Origin of the sequence: Thermogemmatispora carboxidivorans, assembly GCF_000702505.1 — a bacterium.
In the GTDB taxonomy this organism is placed as follows: Bacteria; Chloroflexota; Ktedonobacteria; order Ktedonobacterales; family Ktedonobacteraceae; genus Thermogemmatispora; species Thermogemmatispora carboxidivorans.
Genome location: NZ_JNIM01000001.1, coordinates 5,142,109 through 5,157,970 on the forward strand (window position 1 = coordinate 5,142,109; position 15,862 = coordinate 5,157,970).

Consider the following 15,862-nt stretch of genomic DNA (forward strand, 5'->3'; position numbering starts at 1 on the left):
GCAAACACTGACTCATAGACGTACTCTGTTTTCCCCAGCCTTGCCGGTACTCAACGCACGGATATGCCGCCCGCCAGAGTCCTCGCTCTCCACCCCCCTTAGCGTACGATCAGCTCTCCGCCACGTCAGCTGCCGAGACTCAGCCCTTGCCTCACACGCTCGCTCGCTCGCTCCTACGCTCCTCATCCAAGGCAGGGCCATCTTGTGAGCCTCAGCCCCCAGCTCGGTCGCGCCCCTTTCCTCCACTCGCTTGCCCCACATTCCGGACGTCGCCCCGCTCGACCTCGTCCGCTCCGCAGGCACTTGGTCCGCTCACTCATCGCTACTCTGACCAGGCACTACTTTCCAAGAGGTGGTCAGAGTTCCAGAGCAAGCAGAGGCAGCAGTTCTTTATCTGATGCCGGCAAGCCCCTTTCAGTGAGTCAGGTGCAGCCGGAAAAATGATCAGCCACGTCTCTCTACTATATCACCTTTATAGAAGGATTGCCAGAGGGAAGCGATCGGTACCAGACAGCGCGAGGCGGGCAAGAGCCACTGCACCAGCCTTCAGAGCGATGGCTGCTCACCCGCCTCCTTCCTGGTGAAGCAGAAAGCGCGCGCTTTTTTAACCCTGGGTGGGCAGCGACTCCACCCGGTAATGGCTCGCTGCCCGCGCCTCCCTTATCTGCACTAGCTTCGCAGGACAGCCCCAAACTCCTCGCGTAGGGCGGCCACAATGCCCTCCTGGAGGGTATTGGCCTCGGCATCGGTGAGGGTCCGATCCTGAGCCTGATAGAGCAAGGTATAGGTGAGGCTCTTCTTGCCCGGTGGGATCGGGGCCCCCGTATAGACATCAAAGAGAGCCACCGTACGCAGCAGCTCGCCGCCGTGGCGCTCGATGGCCTCCTGCACTGCACGGGCCGGCACCTGCTGATCAACTATCACCGCCAGATCGCGTGTCAGCTCCTGGTGACGCGAAATGGGGGCATAGCTCAGGCGATCGGGGACGGCAGCATAGAGGGTCTCCAGGTCCAGCTCGCAGAGATAAGTACGGTGAGGAAGATCATAGCGCTGCTGGACCAGCGGATGTACCTCGCCCAGGAAACCGACCGGCGTGAAGCGCTCGCCGCCATCCGGCCCTGATCGCTCTACCTCCAGCACGGCGCTGCGTCCAGGGTGAAAGATCGGATGCTGGACCGGCGTGAAGCGATAGCGCTTGATGTGCAGGCGCTCCAGCAGCGCTTCGACCACACCCTTCAGATCGTAGAAGTCTGCCGGGCGCGCCAGCTCCGGTACCCAGGAAATGGCCGCCGGCCCACAGAGAGCAATGCCCACGCAGCGCCTCTCTTCGGGCAACTCGCCCGCTCCCCGAGGCAGGTAACGCCGCCCGATCTCGAAGAGGCGCAAGCCCGCCCGATTGCGCTTGCTGTTCTCCTGCAGCGTCTCCATCAGCCCACTCAGCAGTGTCAGACGCATGCATTCCAGCTCATTGCTGAGCGGGTTGGTAATGGTCACCGCTGGCAGCGAGCGGGCCTCGAAGGGTTCCTTGCTGTCTGCCGCGACACCGTTGCCAGAGCTTGCGCTCGCCTCCGTGCCGGCAGTGATCCAGCCAGCTTGACCGTCATCCGCCGGCTTCTGTAGCAAGACCTGGGCCGTGCGGGCGTTGACCTCGGCGAGCAGGTTGAGCATGCGCTGGCGGCTAGTCATCGCATAGGTCAGGATCTCATGGAGTCCAAGGCCGATGAGGATCTCGCGGACCTCGTATTCGCGCTCAAACCAGTGGTCGCTCTGTGACTCCGGCAGCGGTCCCTCGGGCACGATGGCCGGCAACTGATCATAGCCGATCATGCGCAGGACCTCCTCGACCAGATCGGCCCCTTCCTCAATGTCACCACGGAAGGTCGGCACGGCAACGCGCAGGAGCTGCTCACCACCGGCAGCGTCAGCAGCGGCAGAGACCTCTTCGACCTTGAATTCGAGGGCGCTGAGGGCATCATGGACCTGGCGCGAGGTTACCTTGAGGCCCGTCAGCCACTCGACCTCGGAAGGCGAGAAGAGAATAGTGCGCTGCTCTACGGGTCGGGGGTAGACATCGACGATGCCCGGATGCACCTGGCCCCCCGCCAGCTCGGCCATGAGCTGAGCCGCGCGGTTGGCTCCGAAGACAGTCAGCTCTGGATCAAGGCCCTTCTCAAAGCGGCTGGAGGACTCCGTGCGCAGGCCCAGCGCCACTGCCGTCCGTCGGATGCTGACCGGCTTGAAGTTCGCCGACTCCAGCAGGATGCGCGTGGTCCCTTCGTTGACCTCGCTGACGGCTGAACCCATGACGCCAGCAATGGCCGTCGGCCCCTGGGGATCGGTGATGAGCAGCATATCGCCTCTCAGACGCCGCTGGACGCCGTCGAGGGTGGTAATTTCTTCACCGTCACGGGCGCGGCGGACAATAATATGCTGCTCACGCACCAGGTCGTAGTCGAAGGCATGGAGCGGCTGGCCTACCTCTAGCATGACATAGTTGGTGATGTCAACAATGAGATTGATCGGACGCATGCCAGCCATCAGCAGCCGCCGCGCCATCCAGCCGGGCGAGGGACCAATGTTGACCCCACCGATGACCCGCGCACTATAGCGCGGGCACAGCTCTGTATCCTCGACCGTCACCTTGACCAGCTCCGCCGCAGGCTGCCCCTGCTCTCTGAAGCGCGGCTCCGGCAGGCGCAGAGGCTTGTGGGTCAGGGCCGCAACTTCACGCGCAATGCCGATGACCGAAGAGAGGTCACCCCGATGGGCTTTGATGGCAAATTCCAGCACTACATCGGAGAGCAGATCGGCAAGCTTGACCCCCAGCGGCGTCTCCGGGTCGAGAATGAAGATACCCGAGTGGTCGCCGCCCAGACCTAGCTCGCGCGGCGAGCAGAGCATGCCCTCTGAGACATAGCCCATCTTGCGCGCTACCCCAATGGTAAGGTCGCCGAGACGCGCCCCCGGCAGGGCCAGCGGCACCTTGTCCCCTTCTTTGATGTTGGGAGCGCCGCAGATGACGCCGATCTCTCCGCTCCCGGTGTTGATGCGCGTGTAGCTCAGGTGATCAGAGCCGGGCACCTTCTCCAGGTGCGTAATTTGTGCTGTGATAACGCGGTCCCCCCAGTCAGCTCCAACGTAGTCCAGCGCCTCTACCTCAAGCCCCGCCATTGTCAAGGTGTGAGCCAGCTCCTCCGGCGACTGGGTAATCTCGACGTACTCTTTTAACCAGCTCAGTGGCACTCTCATCGCTGGTAACTCCTCACTGATTTCCTTCCTTCCTTCCTACTGACCTCTCGCTTTGCCTGCCCACAAAAATTGTCTTCTACTCTAAACGCTCTATATTACTTTTTCTGTGCGATTCCGTGATCTCTCGAACCAGGTTATCTTCTTCACTAGAACTGACGCAGGAAGCGCAAGTCATTACCCGAGAAGAGGCGGATTTCGCCGATGGCGTACTTGAGCATGGCGATGCGCTCCACCCCCATGCCGAAGGCATAGCCTCGATACTTGCGCGGATCGTAGCCAACTTCGCGCAGGACGCGCGGATGGACCATGCCAGAGCCGAGGACTTCTAGCCAGCCAGTGTATTTACAGAGGCGGCAGCCGCTGCCCTTACACAAAATGCAGTCGATATCAACCTCCGCGCTGGGTTCCGTGAATGGGAAGTAGCTGCCGCGGAAACGGACACGGCGATCTTCACCGAACATCTCACGTGCGAAGCGGGCCAGGCTCCCTTTGAGGTTGGCCATCGTGCACTGCTCGTCGACAAGCAGGCCCTCGATCTGGTGAAACATCGCCTCGTGGGAGGCGTCAATGGCTTCGTGACGGAAGACCTTGCCGGGCACGATGACCCGGATGGGCGGGCGTGTCGCCTGCATGACGCGGATCTGCATCGGCGAGGTCTGAGTACGCAGCAGGATCTGACCGGGCACAACCCAAAAGGTATCTTGCATGTCGCGGGCTGGATGGTCCGCCGGGATATTGAGCGCCTGGAAGTTGTAGTAGTCCGTTTCGACCTCGGGTCCCTGCACGACCTGGAAGCCCATGCGCGTGAAGATGCGCGCCACCTCCAGAATCGTGCGCGAAATGGGATGCATATGGCCCGCGGGCACCGCCCGGCCCGGCAGGGTCACATCGAGGCGCTCGCGCTCCAGGGCCTCACGCAGCTCTCGATCGCGCAGCTCCTGACGGCGGGCCTCCAGCGCGCTTTCGAGTCTCTCCTTGACCGCATTAATCTTCTGGCCAATGACCGGGCGCTCCGCCTTGCCCAGCTTCGGAATGAGGGTCGAGAAATTTTTCAGCTCCCCGCGATGGCGTCCCAGATAGCGAACATCCCAGTCTTCCAGCTCCGCCGAGCTGTTGATCGCCTCGAGCTCGCGGAGCGCTCGCTCCTGTAAAGCATCGAGCTGAGCCAACAATGCATCAAGCTGTTCAATCATAGCCATCCATCCTTCTCTCAGCAGCACAGCGCAGCATACACAAGGTCAACAAGAGAGCGCTGGCGCCCTCTCTGGCGAGAGGCCAGGAGACGGGCCGCCCAGATTCCCAGACTGGCAGGCAGGCTTGCTTGCCCGCTGACAAGACCCAAAGAGCGGCGCCAGTACGAGCGAGCAGGCGAGCGATCTCCTAATCAATCAATCAAGCAAGCAAGTAAGCAGGCAGTCCGAAGTTGTTGCCGGCCAGGGGTCTGGCGAGCTGGCCGAATCAAAAAAACCGGCACATTCGTCAACTGGGACGAAGCTTGCCGGTCTTGCCAGTCGTGCTGGTCTACCACAACAGGGCCATATCCTCATCTCTCGCCGTGCTGCAGTATTTTTCTGCTGGCTCTCTATGAGCACATGAGGGCATGACAGCCACAGCTGAGAAGAAGACGCCCGTTGTGCTGCATGACTCCGCGGTACCACCCGTTTTGGATTGCCTCATCTCGTTCGTTCGTTCGTTCGTTCGCTCGCTCGCTCGTCCGCCCACCCGCTCGCCACCAAGACACCGACACCCGACAGCAGGCGCGAGTGTTGACCTTGCCCGTCGGGCTGGAGCTGAGCGTCCAGCAATCCCACTCGGTTCGTCCGGTAACGGGGACGGGCCGGGACTGCCTACCGGGGCCGAACATAAGCCGCACGCTCTCTTCTATTGTCAGAGCGTCAGCCCCCTTCAGCAGCCAGCTCCAGGGTGAACTTCCGCGCAGCGGATCGGCGAAAAGGCTCGCAGCCACTGGCCTTTTCTCTCTGCCGCATCTCCACCGCTCGTTTGTTACGGTGGAGCGCTTACCCTACCTCCCGGTGTGCGCGTACTCTCCCTTTCAACGCCTTTCTCTCTGACCTCTTTGCCTTGTGCAGGCTGGCCCATCCTGAACTGAAGGCGAGATCCACCTGGCCTGGCGACCAGAGTGAGTCTTTCCCCTGCAGCTCTTTCGCCTGTAAGCGCTCAAGCTATAGTATGCCAGATCCGGCGTCGAAAGTCTAGCAGGTAGCCTTGCCTCATTCCCGGCTCGCCTGGGCTGACAACCCAGCCTGACCGGATCGGACTGCCTCTAGCCTCGCGCGCGGAACCAGACGGACCGGACTTGAGGAAGGCAGTCTCTCCAGCCCATAGGCTGATTACCCCGGCCAGATCAGGCATGGGGACAGAACCCCCACAAAGAAACCCGCCGATGCCGATGGCCAGGGATGCCAGCAATCGGCGGGTCCAGGTCAATCTGAGGAGCTGTATGGCCGACAACTGAGCCAGGCCGCCTCTCGATGTCTCATGGCTCCGCCAGACAGACAGGCAGGCCGATCAGGGCGCCTGCCCGACTCGCAGGGGCGCTCGCTCGCTACGGGCGACCAGCCGCCTAAAGCGAGCCGCCGCCAGTGACCTCCAGGACGTGACCAGAGACATAGTTTGAGAGCGGAGAGGCCAGGAAGAGCAAGGCCCCCGCTGCCTCCTCGGGGGTTCCCGGGCGCCCCAGCGGAATCAGCATCGTGGCCATCTGACGCATCTGACCGGGAATACCCAGCTCAACTTCCTCACCCTCACGCTCAATCTTCTCACCGCCCTCCTTGGGCGCCGTCAGCCGCGTCTCAATGAAACCGAAGCAGGCGCAATTCACCTGTACATTGTAGCGCCCCCACTCCTTCGCCAGCGTCTTCGTCAGGCCGACAATGCCCGCCTTCGCCGTTGCATAGTTCACCTGGCCCGCGTTGCCGTGCAGCCCCGAAACCGAGCAGACATTGACGACCTTACGTGGATTGGCGCGCCCATTGGCCTCCTGCTCGCGCTTGGCCGCCTCCCGAATAAATTGGGCCGCCTCCCGCAGGATGCGGAAGGGAGCTGTATTGTGGACCTCAAGCATGGCGTACCACTGCTTATCGGTCATCTTGTGAATGACGCCATCCCAGGTGTAGCCAGCGTTATTGACGATGATGTCGAGGCCGCCAAAGGCGTCGAGGGTGGCTTTGATCAGCTGAGCCGGGAAGGCTGGATCAGTCACGTCGCCAGCCACAGCGACGGCCTTGCCACCAGCATTGCGAATAGCCGCTACCGTCTCATCAGCGGGACCCTGATCAAGATCGCTCACCACAACAGCGGCACCCTCCGCCGCAAAGAGCTTCGCAGCAGCCGCTCCGATACCACGCCCAGAGCCAGTGATAATGGCGACTTTACCGTCAAGCAAACCCATTGCCTTGACTCTTCCTTTCTTCACTCAGATCAGGATGGATAGACGACCGCGCAACGGCTCGCCCAACGAGCGCGCGCCGCTGCGCGCCTTGATTGCTCGTTCCTGCTCTCCGCCGCGCTCCTCTGCGGAGCGGAGAGGAATAGATTGAAAGCCATAGATGAAGAGCGGGGCGAGTCCGCTCTGCCTGCCTACTCGCCGCGCTTGGGCAGGGCCGCTACGAAGGTCCCGCTTGCCTTGACATCGCCATTCTGATCCACCGCCTGGACCTTGCCAGCAATGCGTGCCTCGCCGTCTGCCTCGTATTTCTCGGTGATCGTTCCGCTGCAGGTAATCACGTCGTCAAGACGGGTCATGCTCTTGAAGCGCACGCCGAACTTGCGCAGAGCCGTCGGTCCCACATAGTCGCTGAGCAGCTGCCCGAGAAAGCCCATGATCAGCATGCCATGTGCAATAATGCCGCCAATGCCGAGCATTTCCCCAATCTTGGGATCGGTATGGAGGGGATTGAAATCGCCTGAGGCGCCAGCATAGCGCACAAGCTGCAGATGGGTCACAGGAGCCTTGACCAGCCGGGGAATCTCATCACCGACCTGGACGTCTTCGAAATAGCGCTTCGTGGGAAGTTTGGCTTCCGTTGTCATCAATGAACTCCTTTGGTCGCTCTCTCGACTCTCGTCGCGCTAGCGAACTATCAGCACCTGACGCGCCTTCAGAACTTCCTGCCCGCTTTGATTGGTATAGCGAGTCTCTAGCGTCAGAATATCCATCGACGAGCCATCCTTGCTCTGGCGCGACTTGCCATCCACAAGAGTAGTCACACCAGTCAGAACATCTCCAGCGTAGATCGGTGCCAGGTATTCGTATTCCTCTTCACCGTGGATGATGCGCATCACATTGACGCCGATCGCCACCAGATGCTTGACAAAATCTGCATTGCCCCAGAACTGGAAGGTCGTCGGCGTCGTCGGTGAGGCCGGAACATCGGGATAACCCGCCGCTTGCGCCGCTTCTTTGCTATGGTAGAGCGGGTTTTCATCGCCAATCGCCAGATTCAGCTCGTGAATCTTAGAGCGCTCCACCTGATAGGTGAATGGGGGAAAACTCTGCCCGATCTTGCTCTGGTCGAACATCAGACACCTCTTTTTCGGCAGTACGGCAAGTAGCCAGAAATAGTATATAATGATGGACGAAACGACGGCAACTGAGCCGCGGCCTGGCGGTCCGCCGCCTGCTTGGGAGGGGGCGACGGTTCAGGCCAGGCGTCAGCATTTGCCTGCTGTACAGGGTATTGTAATTGTACCCGCACCAGAGCTGCAAAAACAACGAACGTACAGAGGAAAGCCATAGATGGAACTGTCGAGCCAGGAAATCGTTGAGCGCCTCAATGGCACGCGGGCTGGCACGCTGTGGGAAGCCCTGGATATCTCGCTGGTCAGTGCCGACAAGGAGCGCGTGGTCTTAAGCATGCCAATTGGGCCCCGCCACAAGCAGCAGGCCGGCTACTTGCACGGAGGCATCTCGGTGCTATTGGCCGAGACGGCGGCCTCCATTGGCACAGCTCTCAATATCGACATGGAGGAGCAGATGGCTCTGGGTCTGGAAATCAACGCCAACCACCTGCGCCCCAAGCGCGAGGGCCGTCTCACCGCCATCGCCACCCCCATCCACCGTGGACGCAGCACCCAGGTCTGGGAGATTCGCATTCAGGACGAACAGGAGAAGCTGGTCTGTATCTCGCGCTGTACCCTCGCCGTGGTACCGCGCCCGCCCGAGGCCATCAACCCACTCATGGCTTCATCTCAGGCGTCCGAGTGATTCATCTACAGGTCTTGACAGCCTCTGCTCCAGCAGGTACCCTACCTACCAGTAAGAACGCTGACGTTCCTTGTTCAGCATAGCGGGCCATCTGGCTCCACTTCACAGGTACTGATAGGCAGGAAGGCTTTCTTGCATCGGCTGCGGGAACAGGAGAGCGGCAGGCGTGAAGGTGAGCAGGAGAGGCTATCAGACGCGCAGAGCAGTCCCCCCTCACGTCTCTCGCCGCCTCATCCTGTTCCTGCTAGTGTCCCCCAGGAGCAGACGCTATGGGCCTGACCACCGCTGGTCTCTCCCACTGGCAGGGCGAGCCTGCCGAAATTCCCCTTCTGAACATGACCATTGGCGACCTGCTGGATCATCGCGCTGAAGAGTTGCCCTCAAGCGAGGCCGTCGTCTATAGCGGCTACCCCGAGTACGGCGGAGCGCTCGATCTGCGCTGGACCTATCGTGACCTGCGCGAGCATGCCGAGGCAGTGGCGCGCGGTCTCCTGGCCCTGGGCTTGCACAAGGGCGAGCATATCGCCGTCTGGGCAGCAAATTTACCCGAGTGGCTGCTGCTAGAGATGGCGGCAGCCAAGGCCGGGCTAGTGCTCGTAACTGTGAATCCCGTTCTGCGCGCGCGTGAGTTGGAGTATGTGCTGCGGCAGGGCGATGTCGCCGCCCTCTTCTTTATGGCACGCATCCGCGATCACGACTGTCTGGAGACGGTGCGTCGGCTGACGACTCCCGCTGGCCCCCCCGGTGCTGTGCGCAGTGAAGCTTTGCCCTGCCTGCGCTACGTTTGTCTGATTGGTCCACAGCCCGCAGCCCTGGCTCAGCAGAGTGATTGGCGGCCCGCCCTCTTCCGCGAGCTGGTGGCCGCCGGGACAGCGATTCCTCCCGAGGCTCTACGCGAGCGCCAGCGCAGCCTCTCCCCTGACGACGTCGTCCAGATCCAATATACCTCTGGCACGACCGGCTTCCCCAAAGGGGCCATGCTGACTCACCGCAATGTCCTCAACAACGCCATGCTCTTCGTGCGCCGCTCCAACGGCATCCCCGCGGACCGCGTGTGCAATCCGATGCCTTTTTTCCACACCGCTGGTTGCGTGCTGGCGGTGCTGGGCTGCCTCTACATGGGCACAACGCTGGTCCCTATGCTGGCTTTTGATCCGCTCAAGACCCTGCAGATTGTCAGCCGCGAGCGCTGCACGCTGCTCGGAGCTGTGCCAACTATGCTGCTGGCCCTCCTCCAGCACCCCGATTTTGGTCGCTACGATCTTTCGACGCTGCGGGCTGTGACCTCCGGAGGGGCGCCGGTACCGCTCACACTCATGCAGCAGGTCAAGGAGCAGATCGGGGCCGATATCACCATCGTCTATGGACTGACCGAATCGTCTCCGGTGATCACGCAGACCCTGCCGGATGATAGCTTTGAGCTGAAGGCCAGTACGGTCGGCGTACCGCTGCCCTACACAGACGTCAAAATCGTGGACCCGGCGAGCGGCACGGTGGTTCCCTGCGGGACGCCCGGGGAACTCTGCTGTCGCGGTTACCTGGTGATGAAGGGCTACTACAAGATGCCGGAGAAGACAGCGGAGACGATCGACAGCGAGGGCTGGCTTCATACTGGTGACCTGGCAACGATGGATGAACAGGGCTATGTACGCATCGTGGGCCGCTTGAAGGAGATGATCATTCGCGGCGGGGAGAACATCTATCCGGCGGAAATTGAGGATTTCCTGCTGCAGCATCCAGGTGTGGCCGAGGCCCAGGTGATCGGCGTGCCGGACCCCTTCTTCGGTGAGGAGATCGCCGCCGTGATTCGCCCGCGCGAGGGTGCCCAGCTCAGTGCCGAGGAGCTGCGCGCTTTCTGCCAGGGTCAGATCAGTCACCAGAAGATACCACGCTATTTCCTGTTTACCGACACTTTCCCGATGACGGCCAGCGGCAAGGTGCAGAAGTTCTTGCTTCGCGAGCAGGCCGTCAAAGAGCTGGGGCTGCAGGAAGCCAGGCCCTAGCTAACACGACTATGCCAGAACAACGGAACAAGAGTCGGAGCGGAGGGGCGCGTCCTCAGTACGGCAGTCTCCAGCAGCTCCCGCCCCTGGGCATGCGCTTCTCCCCTCGCGGCCCAGTCCTACCCCTCATGCAGGCCGAGAGCCCGATGGCCACCCGGTTCTGGCGACGCACCTCTCCCTCTGAAGCTCCTTCGATAAACAGGAAAAAAGTACTGGTCTCTCTGCTCGTCTGGCCCTCGCTCGTTCCCAGAGCCAAAAGAGGATTCAGGCCAGGGCGAGTCGCCGGGCCGGTCTCGCACACAAAGGCCAAGCCAGATGAGCATCAGTAAACGCTATTTCCTGCTTGTACTGCTTTTCGTGCTGCTCAGCAGCAACGCCTGCAGCGCCGTCACCAGCTCGCCTGGTAGCGGGCAGACCCTGACCACAACGAGAGGGTCGGCGACAGTTCGAGCCAGTCCGACCGTGCCCACCGTGGTTCCCTCCACGGCCACCCCAACGCTCGATGAGCTTGCCCGTGGCATCGTACGCAATCTGACCCTTGAGCAAAAGCTCGGCCAGATGGTCATTGTTGAATTCTCCGGCGCCAGCTACAGCCCCGACCTGCAGCAGATGATCGAGACCAGCCAGGTCTCAGGCGTCCTCATCGAAAACAACAACGGTAACGTCGAAAGCAGTACCCAGCTCACAGCCCTCAACGCGACTCTGCAAGCCCACGCCCATATTCCCCTCTTCATCAGCACCGACTTTGAGGGTGGCTACGTCAACGAACTGCGCCGGATTACGGGCGAGCGCCCTTCTGAGGCCGCTATCGGCGCCAGTGGCAGCACTCAATATGCCTACAATCAAGGGCTGGCCGCAGCCCAGACCCTCAAGGCCCTTGGCCTCAACGTCAATTTTATGCCCATCGTCGACGTTCTCACCAATGCGAACAACCCCGGTCTTCCTCAGCGGACCTTCGGCTCCGATCCGACGCTGGTCACCAACATGGGACGCGCCTATCTTCAGGGCCTGACCGCTGGCGGAATCATCGGCTGCCTCAAGCACTTCCCGGGCCTTGGTGCGGCCAGCGTCGACCCTCACCGCGTGCTGCCCAACGATAACCGCAGCCTGGCTCAGCTGGCCAGCATCGACCTTGTCCCCTATCGCACCCTCATCAACGAAGGGATTGTCCCGATGGTCATGACCACCCATATTCTCAACCCCCAGCTCGACCCGCGCCTGCCTACCTCGCTCTCCCCAGCCGTGGTCACCGACCTCCTGCGCAATCGTCTCCATTTCGAGGGCGTCACCATCAGCGACACCCTCTGGATGGGTGGCATCAGCAACACTTACCCTCTTGCCCAGGCAGCTGTCTTGGCCGTCAAAGCCGGAGAGGACCTCCTGCTCGGTCCGCGTGAGCTGAGTGAGACGCGCAACATGCTGGCTGCGCTGAAGGAGGCTGTCCTCAAAGGGGAGCTGCAGGAAAGCCAGATCAACGCCGCCGTCGAGCGCATTCTGGCCCTCAAGCTACGCTACGGCATCCTCAGTCAGACACGCGCCCTGCAGTTGCTGACCACTCCCGGAGATGACCAGGCCCCGACAGCTCACGCTCCCCATCCCCAAAGCATGGCCGAGGTCGACCGGCGCCGCTCAGCCTGGCAGGCAGTCCTCTGACCAACGCCCTTGGCAGGCAGACAGACGGACAGACAGATAGGCAGATAGCGCCGCCAGAGCCGCTGGCCTCTCCCTGTCCCTCTGTCCCTGGTCATTCCCCTCCAGGCTTGTCCGCGGCCACCTCCCTGGCGTCAGCCTTGAGGCGCTGCAGCTCTGCCACGATCTCGGCAGTCCTCATGATCGAGACCCCGATGGCCTGCAGCTCCTGCTTGCCCTGCTCATACAAACCGGAAACCGCATCTTCCACCAAGACCAGGCGGAAATCACGCTCGCTCGCCTCGTAGAGAGTGGCACGTAGAGCATGGGGAAAATTGCAGCCGCAGATCGCCAGCGTCGAAACACGGGCCCGACGCAGATAGTCCTCCAGGGGCGTGCGATAGAAGGCTCCCCAGCGTGGCTGGCAGATGACCACCTCGCGCGGCCAGAGATACTGAATCTGGCCGGCCAGCAGGCGCTCCTCCTCCAGGCGCGAGAAGCGGTCAGGCAGCAGCGCTGGCACGATCTCACAACCTGGGGAACCGGCCAGGGTCCAGCCGGCTCCGCGCTCCACCGCCGCCCGGTGGCAGAGATCGACATTCGAACCATCGGCCAGATAGATACGCACGACATGAACAATTGGGCGCTCTGCTGCCCGAAAGGTCTGCAGCAGGCGTACAATGTGGGGTACAACTGCTACAGTTCCTGTCACTCCCGCCGGCTGACCATCGAGGAAGTCTCTTTGCATGTCAATTACAATGAGAGCAACAGTAGTAAAATCAGGCACCGTATAGTGATCCATAAAGCTCACCAGGACCAACTCTTGGCTCATATCAAACGGCATGTTGTGATCATTGTATCACTACCAAGCCGCAGGAGCCGCAGAAAGCAAAGGAGAGAACAGGTAAGCGATCGCTTGTCCTGGCACTTTCTTCCCAGGGAAAACCAAACCAGAGCCATAACACATTGTGAGATTTTTTCCCCCAGTGACGTAGTACTTAAGGGGTCAATGAGGAGAGAACCGCGCCCGGAACAGGGTGCTGATGGTGCCAGGGTTCTCTTCGTTGCTCGTTGCTATCCCTAGTGTTTCGTCATCAGTACGTGTCGCTGAACAACTATCCACCGAGGACGCTTCTCCTCCAGCCATCAGACAGCGAACTGTGGGAATGACATATTCGAATGGTGCGGGAAGGAGTATCAAACCTATGAGGAAGCAGAAGGTAACCACAGGCGTTCTTCGCTTGCTGCTTCTGGGGGTGCTGACCCTCTTTGTTGTCGCCTGCGGTGGCGGCGGACAGAGTGGCACCACCACCAAGACCAAGGCGCCAGCCAGCCAGCAAAAGTTTATCTTTACCAACGCCGGTGTCCAGGATATCGAGACCTTCGACCCGGCGCTGGTGACCGATCTTCCCTCGTCGACCGCCATTAACCTGGTCTTCACCGGATTGGTGTCGCTGGACGGGAACCTCAACGTGCAACCAGAGATTGCCTCATCATGGGACATCTCTCCCGACGGCCTCACGTATACTTTCCATCTGAAGCCGAACGTCAAGTTCAGCGATGGTACAGCAGTCACCTCGACAGATGTGGCCTACAGCATTGATCGCGCCCTGCAGCCGGCCACGAAGTCACCAGTCGCTGGCAGCTATTTGAACTTGATCAAGGATGTCGATCAGCTCAGCACGGGCAAGCTCAAGACTCTCATTAACGACAGCCTGAAGACGCCCGATGCGCAGACGATCAGCATCACGCTCAGCAAGAAAGCCGCTTACTTCCTGGATGCGCTGGCTTACCCCACCTCCTACGTGGTGGAGAAGAGCATCGTTGAGAAGTATGGCAAGAGCTGGACCGACCACCTTGAGGAGGGGGGCGGTACTGGCCCCTTCAAGGTGCAGTCCTACCAGCACAACAAGCAGATCGTCTTTGTGCCCAACCCCTACTACTATGGGCCCAAGCCGCAGCTGCAGCAGATCATCATGCCCTTCTATCTGGACGTGAAGACGGCTTACCAGGTCTACCAGACTGGCAAGGTCGATATCACGCCGATCCCCATCACCAACATCCAGCAGGCGCGCGCGAGGACCGGTGAGTACAGCGAGACGCCGCAGCTCTCGATCGACTACCTGGGCATGAACTACCTGGTCAAGCCCTACGACAATGTCCACTTCCGCCAGGCGCTCTCGCTGGCCATCAACCGCGACCAGATCATGTCGGCCATCTGGAAGAACACCCGCAAGCCGACATATCATATCGTGCCGCAGGGCATGCCGGGCTATAACGCCAGCCTGACCGGCCCGGAGGGCGTCACCTCGACCGCGGGCGATAAGACCAAGGCCAAGCAGCTCCTGCAGCAGGCCCTCCAGGAGATGGGCCTCTCGAGCGCAAGCCAGTTGCCCCCGCTGCAGCTCTACTACCCCACCGGCTCACAGGACGTGACCAACGAGATCACGACGCTGACCAGCCAGTGGCAGAGCGTGCTCGGGATCACCGTGAAGCCCGTGGCCACCGACTTTAACAAACTGCTGGAGGACTTGAACGCGGCTCCGGGGAACTCCAAAGGCATCGGCTTCTGGTCGATCGCCTGGATCGCCGACTATCCCGATCCGCAGGACTGGCTGACGCTCCAGTTCGATAAGGGTTCTCCCAACAACCAGGTCAACTACGGCCAGAACAATTCCACCAATGCCGCTCAGCAGCAGCAGGTCCAGAAGAATCTGGAGGCGGCTGACGCTATGGACAATGGCCCAGCCCGCTACCAGGCTTACAACCAGGCAGAGCAGCAACTGGTCAACGATGTGGCCTGGCTCTCGCTTGATCAGCGCATCGGTGTGCGCCTGCTCAAGCCGTATGTGATCGGCCTGAAGTTCAACGCTCAGGGTCTCTTCCCGCCTGAGCTGTGGGCTGACGTCTACATCGCTCAGCATTCCTAGCCTGACCGGTCCCTGAGCGCAGGATAGAAGCCCCCGGAGGAGGTTCAGTCAGACACACGCTGGTGAAGCAAAAGCCGGTCTGCCAGCCGCCGCGGTCTCGACCGATCGCCACTCAGCGGCTGCGCAGACCGGCTTTCTCAATTGCTCTACTTTGTCCGTTTCAGGAGGCGCGGCATCGGCTCAGCAAACGGCCCTACCCCGTAGAAGGCGTCGCGGTTCCACAGGGCCTGAAAGATCGCTGCCGTGGAGGCCAGCAATAGCCAGAGGAAGAGGGTGGCCAGCGAGAGCGCGACCAGCGTATCACGCAGACGCAGTAAGGCCACAAGCACGCTCGCTATCGTCAGACCCAGCATGAACAGCGTCAGCAGGAGCGCGTTCAATGGTGAGCGCAGGCCGAAATAGGCGGCGCTGAAGACGATATAATCGAGCCATGAGGCGGCCTGCAGAACCAGATAGGCTCTGCGCCCCTCACTGCTGGCCGGCTTGTTGAGAACCCGCAGCAGCCCCCAGATGGCCGCCAGGTTGTTGATCGTCCAGGCCGGACCAAAGACCCAGGCCGGCGGCGCAAAGATCGATTGTCTCAGTGCTTCGAAATAGGCGACATCCCCAAGGAGCTGCCCCGGACTGCTGATCTTCCTCCCCTGCCAGCGATTGACAAGGCCGCTCAGAGCGAAGGTCAAACCTTGCACGAGCAGATAGAAGAGCAATCCATGATACCAGCGCCAGGGCCGGCCCGCTTCTCGCGCCCATAGCTCTCTTGCCCGGCTCTCCCAACTCCTCCCTCTCTTCGGACCGTGATCGCCCCGCTTGAGCCTAAGCGCCAT

The 15,862-nt window shown here is 61.0% G+C and carries 11 protein-coding genes; 4 read left to right on the forward strand and 7 right to left on the reverse strand.

Annotation, left to right across the window (positions count from 1 at the left end):
- Nucleotides 1-669: 669 nt before the first annotated feature.
- The 5 genes from pheT to N688_RS20285 form a co-directional block, all read right to left on the reverse strand.
- A complete protein-coding gene (pheT, locus tag N688_RS20265) occupies nt 670-3,249 on the reverse strand; it encodes a phenylalanine--tRNA ligase subunit beta (protein ID WP_052890979.1) in 2,580 nt (859 codons plus the stop codon).
- A gap of 146 nt (nt 3,250-3,395) precedes the next feature.
- Nucleotides 3,396-4,442, reverse strand: coding sequence for a phenylalanine--tRNA ligase subunit alpha (gene pheS, locus N688_RS20270; protein ID WP_052890980.1), 1,047 nt, complete (start codon nt 4,440-4,442; stop codon nt 3,396-3,398).
- Nucleotides 4,443-5,833: 1,391 nt separating this feature from the next.
- Complete coding sequence (locus N688_RS20275) at nt 5,834-6,661, reverse strand: SDR family NAD(P)-dependent oxidoreductase (RefSeq protein WP_052890981.1); 828 nt, start codon at nt 6,659-6,661, stop codon at nt 5,834-5,836.
- Between the two features lie 188 nt (nt 6,662-6,849).
- A complete protein-coding gene (locus N688_RS20280) occupies nt 6,850-7,302 on the reverse strand; it encodes a MaoC/PaaZ C-terminal domain-containing protein (protein ID WP_052890982.1) in 453 nt (150 codons plus the stop codon).
- A 39-nt stretch (nt 7,303-7,341) separates the two neighbouring features.
- A complete protein-coding gene (locus N688_RS20285; RefSeq protein ID WP_052890983.1) occupies nt 7,342-7,791 on the reverse strand; it encodes an FAS1-like dehydratase domain-containing protein in 450 nt (149 codons plus the stop codon).
- Nucleotides 7,792-8,008: 217 nt separating this feature from the next.
- On the opposite strand from N688_RS20285, the gene N688_RS20290 reads away from it, so the two are divergent.
- The 3 genes from N688_RS20290 (at nt 8,009) to N688_RS20300 (ending at nt 12,132) form a co-directional block, all read left to right on the forward strand.
- Entirely contained in the window at nt 8,009-8,476 is a 468-nt protein-coding gene (locus N688_RS20290; RefSeq protein ID WP_052890984.1) for a hotdog fold thioesterase, read from the forward strand.
- 269 nt (nt 8,477-8,745) lie between these two features.
- On the forward strand, nt 8,746-10,479 hold the full coding sequence (locus N688_RS20295; RefSeq protein WP_052890985.1) for an AMP-binding protein: 1,734 nt from the start codon (nt 8,746-8,748) through the stop codon (nt 10,477-10,479).
- 315 nt (nt 10,480-10,794) lie between these two features.
- Nucleotides 10,795-12,132, forward strand: a complete 1,338-nt coding sequence (locus N688_RS20300; protein ID WP_052890986.1) for a glycoside hydrolase family 3 protein — start codon at nt 10,795-10,797, stop codon at nt 12,130-12,132.
- A 91-nt stretch (nt 12,133-12,223) separates the two neighbouring features.
- On the opposite strand, the gene N688_RS20305 is transcribed toward N688_RS20300, so the two are convergent.
- Nucleotides 12,224-12,952: a cysteine hydrolase family protein gene (locus N688_RS20305; protein ID WP_202901980.1), complete on the reverse strand. Its 729-nt coding sequence runs from the start codon at nt 12,950-12,952 to the stop codon at nt 12,224-12,226.
- A gap of 361 nt (nt 12,953-13,313) precedes the next feature.
- Between N688_RS20305 and N688_RS20310 the strand changes: the two genes are divergently transcribed.
- Nucleotides 13,314-15,038, forward strand: coding sequence for a peptide ABC transporter substrate-binding protein (locus N688_RS20310; RefSeq protein ID WP_052890987.1), 1,725 nt, complete (start codon nt 13,314-13,316; stop codon nt 15,036-15,038).
- 146 nt (nt 15,039-15,184) lie between these two features.
- Here the strand turns inward: N688_RS20310 and N688_RS20315 are convergent, their stop codons facing one another.
- Nucleotides 15,185-15,862 (reverse strand): tryptophan-rich sensory protein, encoded by a 678-nt coding sequence (locus N688_RS20315; RefSeq protein WP_081839068.1) that lies wholly within the window; start codon nt 15,860-15,862, stop codon nt 15,185-15,187.

What these genes read in the sequence shown, in the direction of transcription:
- pheT (WP_052890979.1), bottom strand. Translation starts at nt 3,249, where the DNA reads ATGAGAGTGCCACTGAGCTGGTTAAAAGAGTACGTCGAGATTACCCAG.
- pheS (WP_052890980.1), bottom strand. Translation starts at nt 4,442, where the DNA reads ATGATTGAACAGCTTGATGCATTGTTGGCTCAGCTCGATGCTTTACAG.
- N688_RS20275 (WP_052890981.1), bottom strand. Translation starts at nt 6,661, where the DNA reads ATGGGTTTGCTTGACGGTAAAGTCGCCATTATCACTGGCTCTGGGCGT.
- N688_RS20280 (WP_052890982.1), bottom strand. Translation starts at nt 7,302, where the DNA reads ATGACAACGGAAGCCAAACTTCCCACGAAGCGCTATTTCGAAGACGTC.
- N688_RS20285 (WP_052890983.1), bottom strand. Translation starts at nt 7,791, where the DNA reads ATGTTCGACCAGAGCAAGATCGGGCAGAGTTTTCCCCCATTCACCTAT.
- N688_RS20290 (WP_052890984.1), top strand. Translation starts at nt 8,009, where the DNA reads ATGGAACTGTCGAGCCAGGAAATCGTTGAGCGCCTCAATGGCACGCGG.
- N688_RS20295 (WP_052890985.1), top strand. Translation starts at nt 8,746, where the DNA reads ATGGGCCTGACCACCGCTGGTCTCTCCCACTGGCAGGGCGAGCCTGCC.
- N688_RS20300 (WP_052890986.1), top strand. Translation starts at nt 10,795, where the DNA reads ATGAGCATCAGTAAACGCTATTTCCTGCTTGTACTGCTTTTCGTGCTG.
- N688_RS20305 (WP_202901980.1), bottom strand. Translation starts at nt 12,952, where the DNA reads ATGCCGTTTGATATGAGCCAAGAGTTGGTCCTGGTGAGCTTTATGGAT.
- N688_RS20310 (WP_052890987.1), top strand. Translation starts at nt 13,314, where the DNA reads ATGAGGAAGCAGAAGGTAACCACAGGCGTTCTTCGCTTGCTGCTTCTG.
- N688_RS20315 (WP_081839068.1), bottom strand. Translation starts at nt 15,862, where the DNA reads ATGGCGCTTAGGCTCAAGCGGGGCGATCACGGTCCGAAGAGAGGGAGG.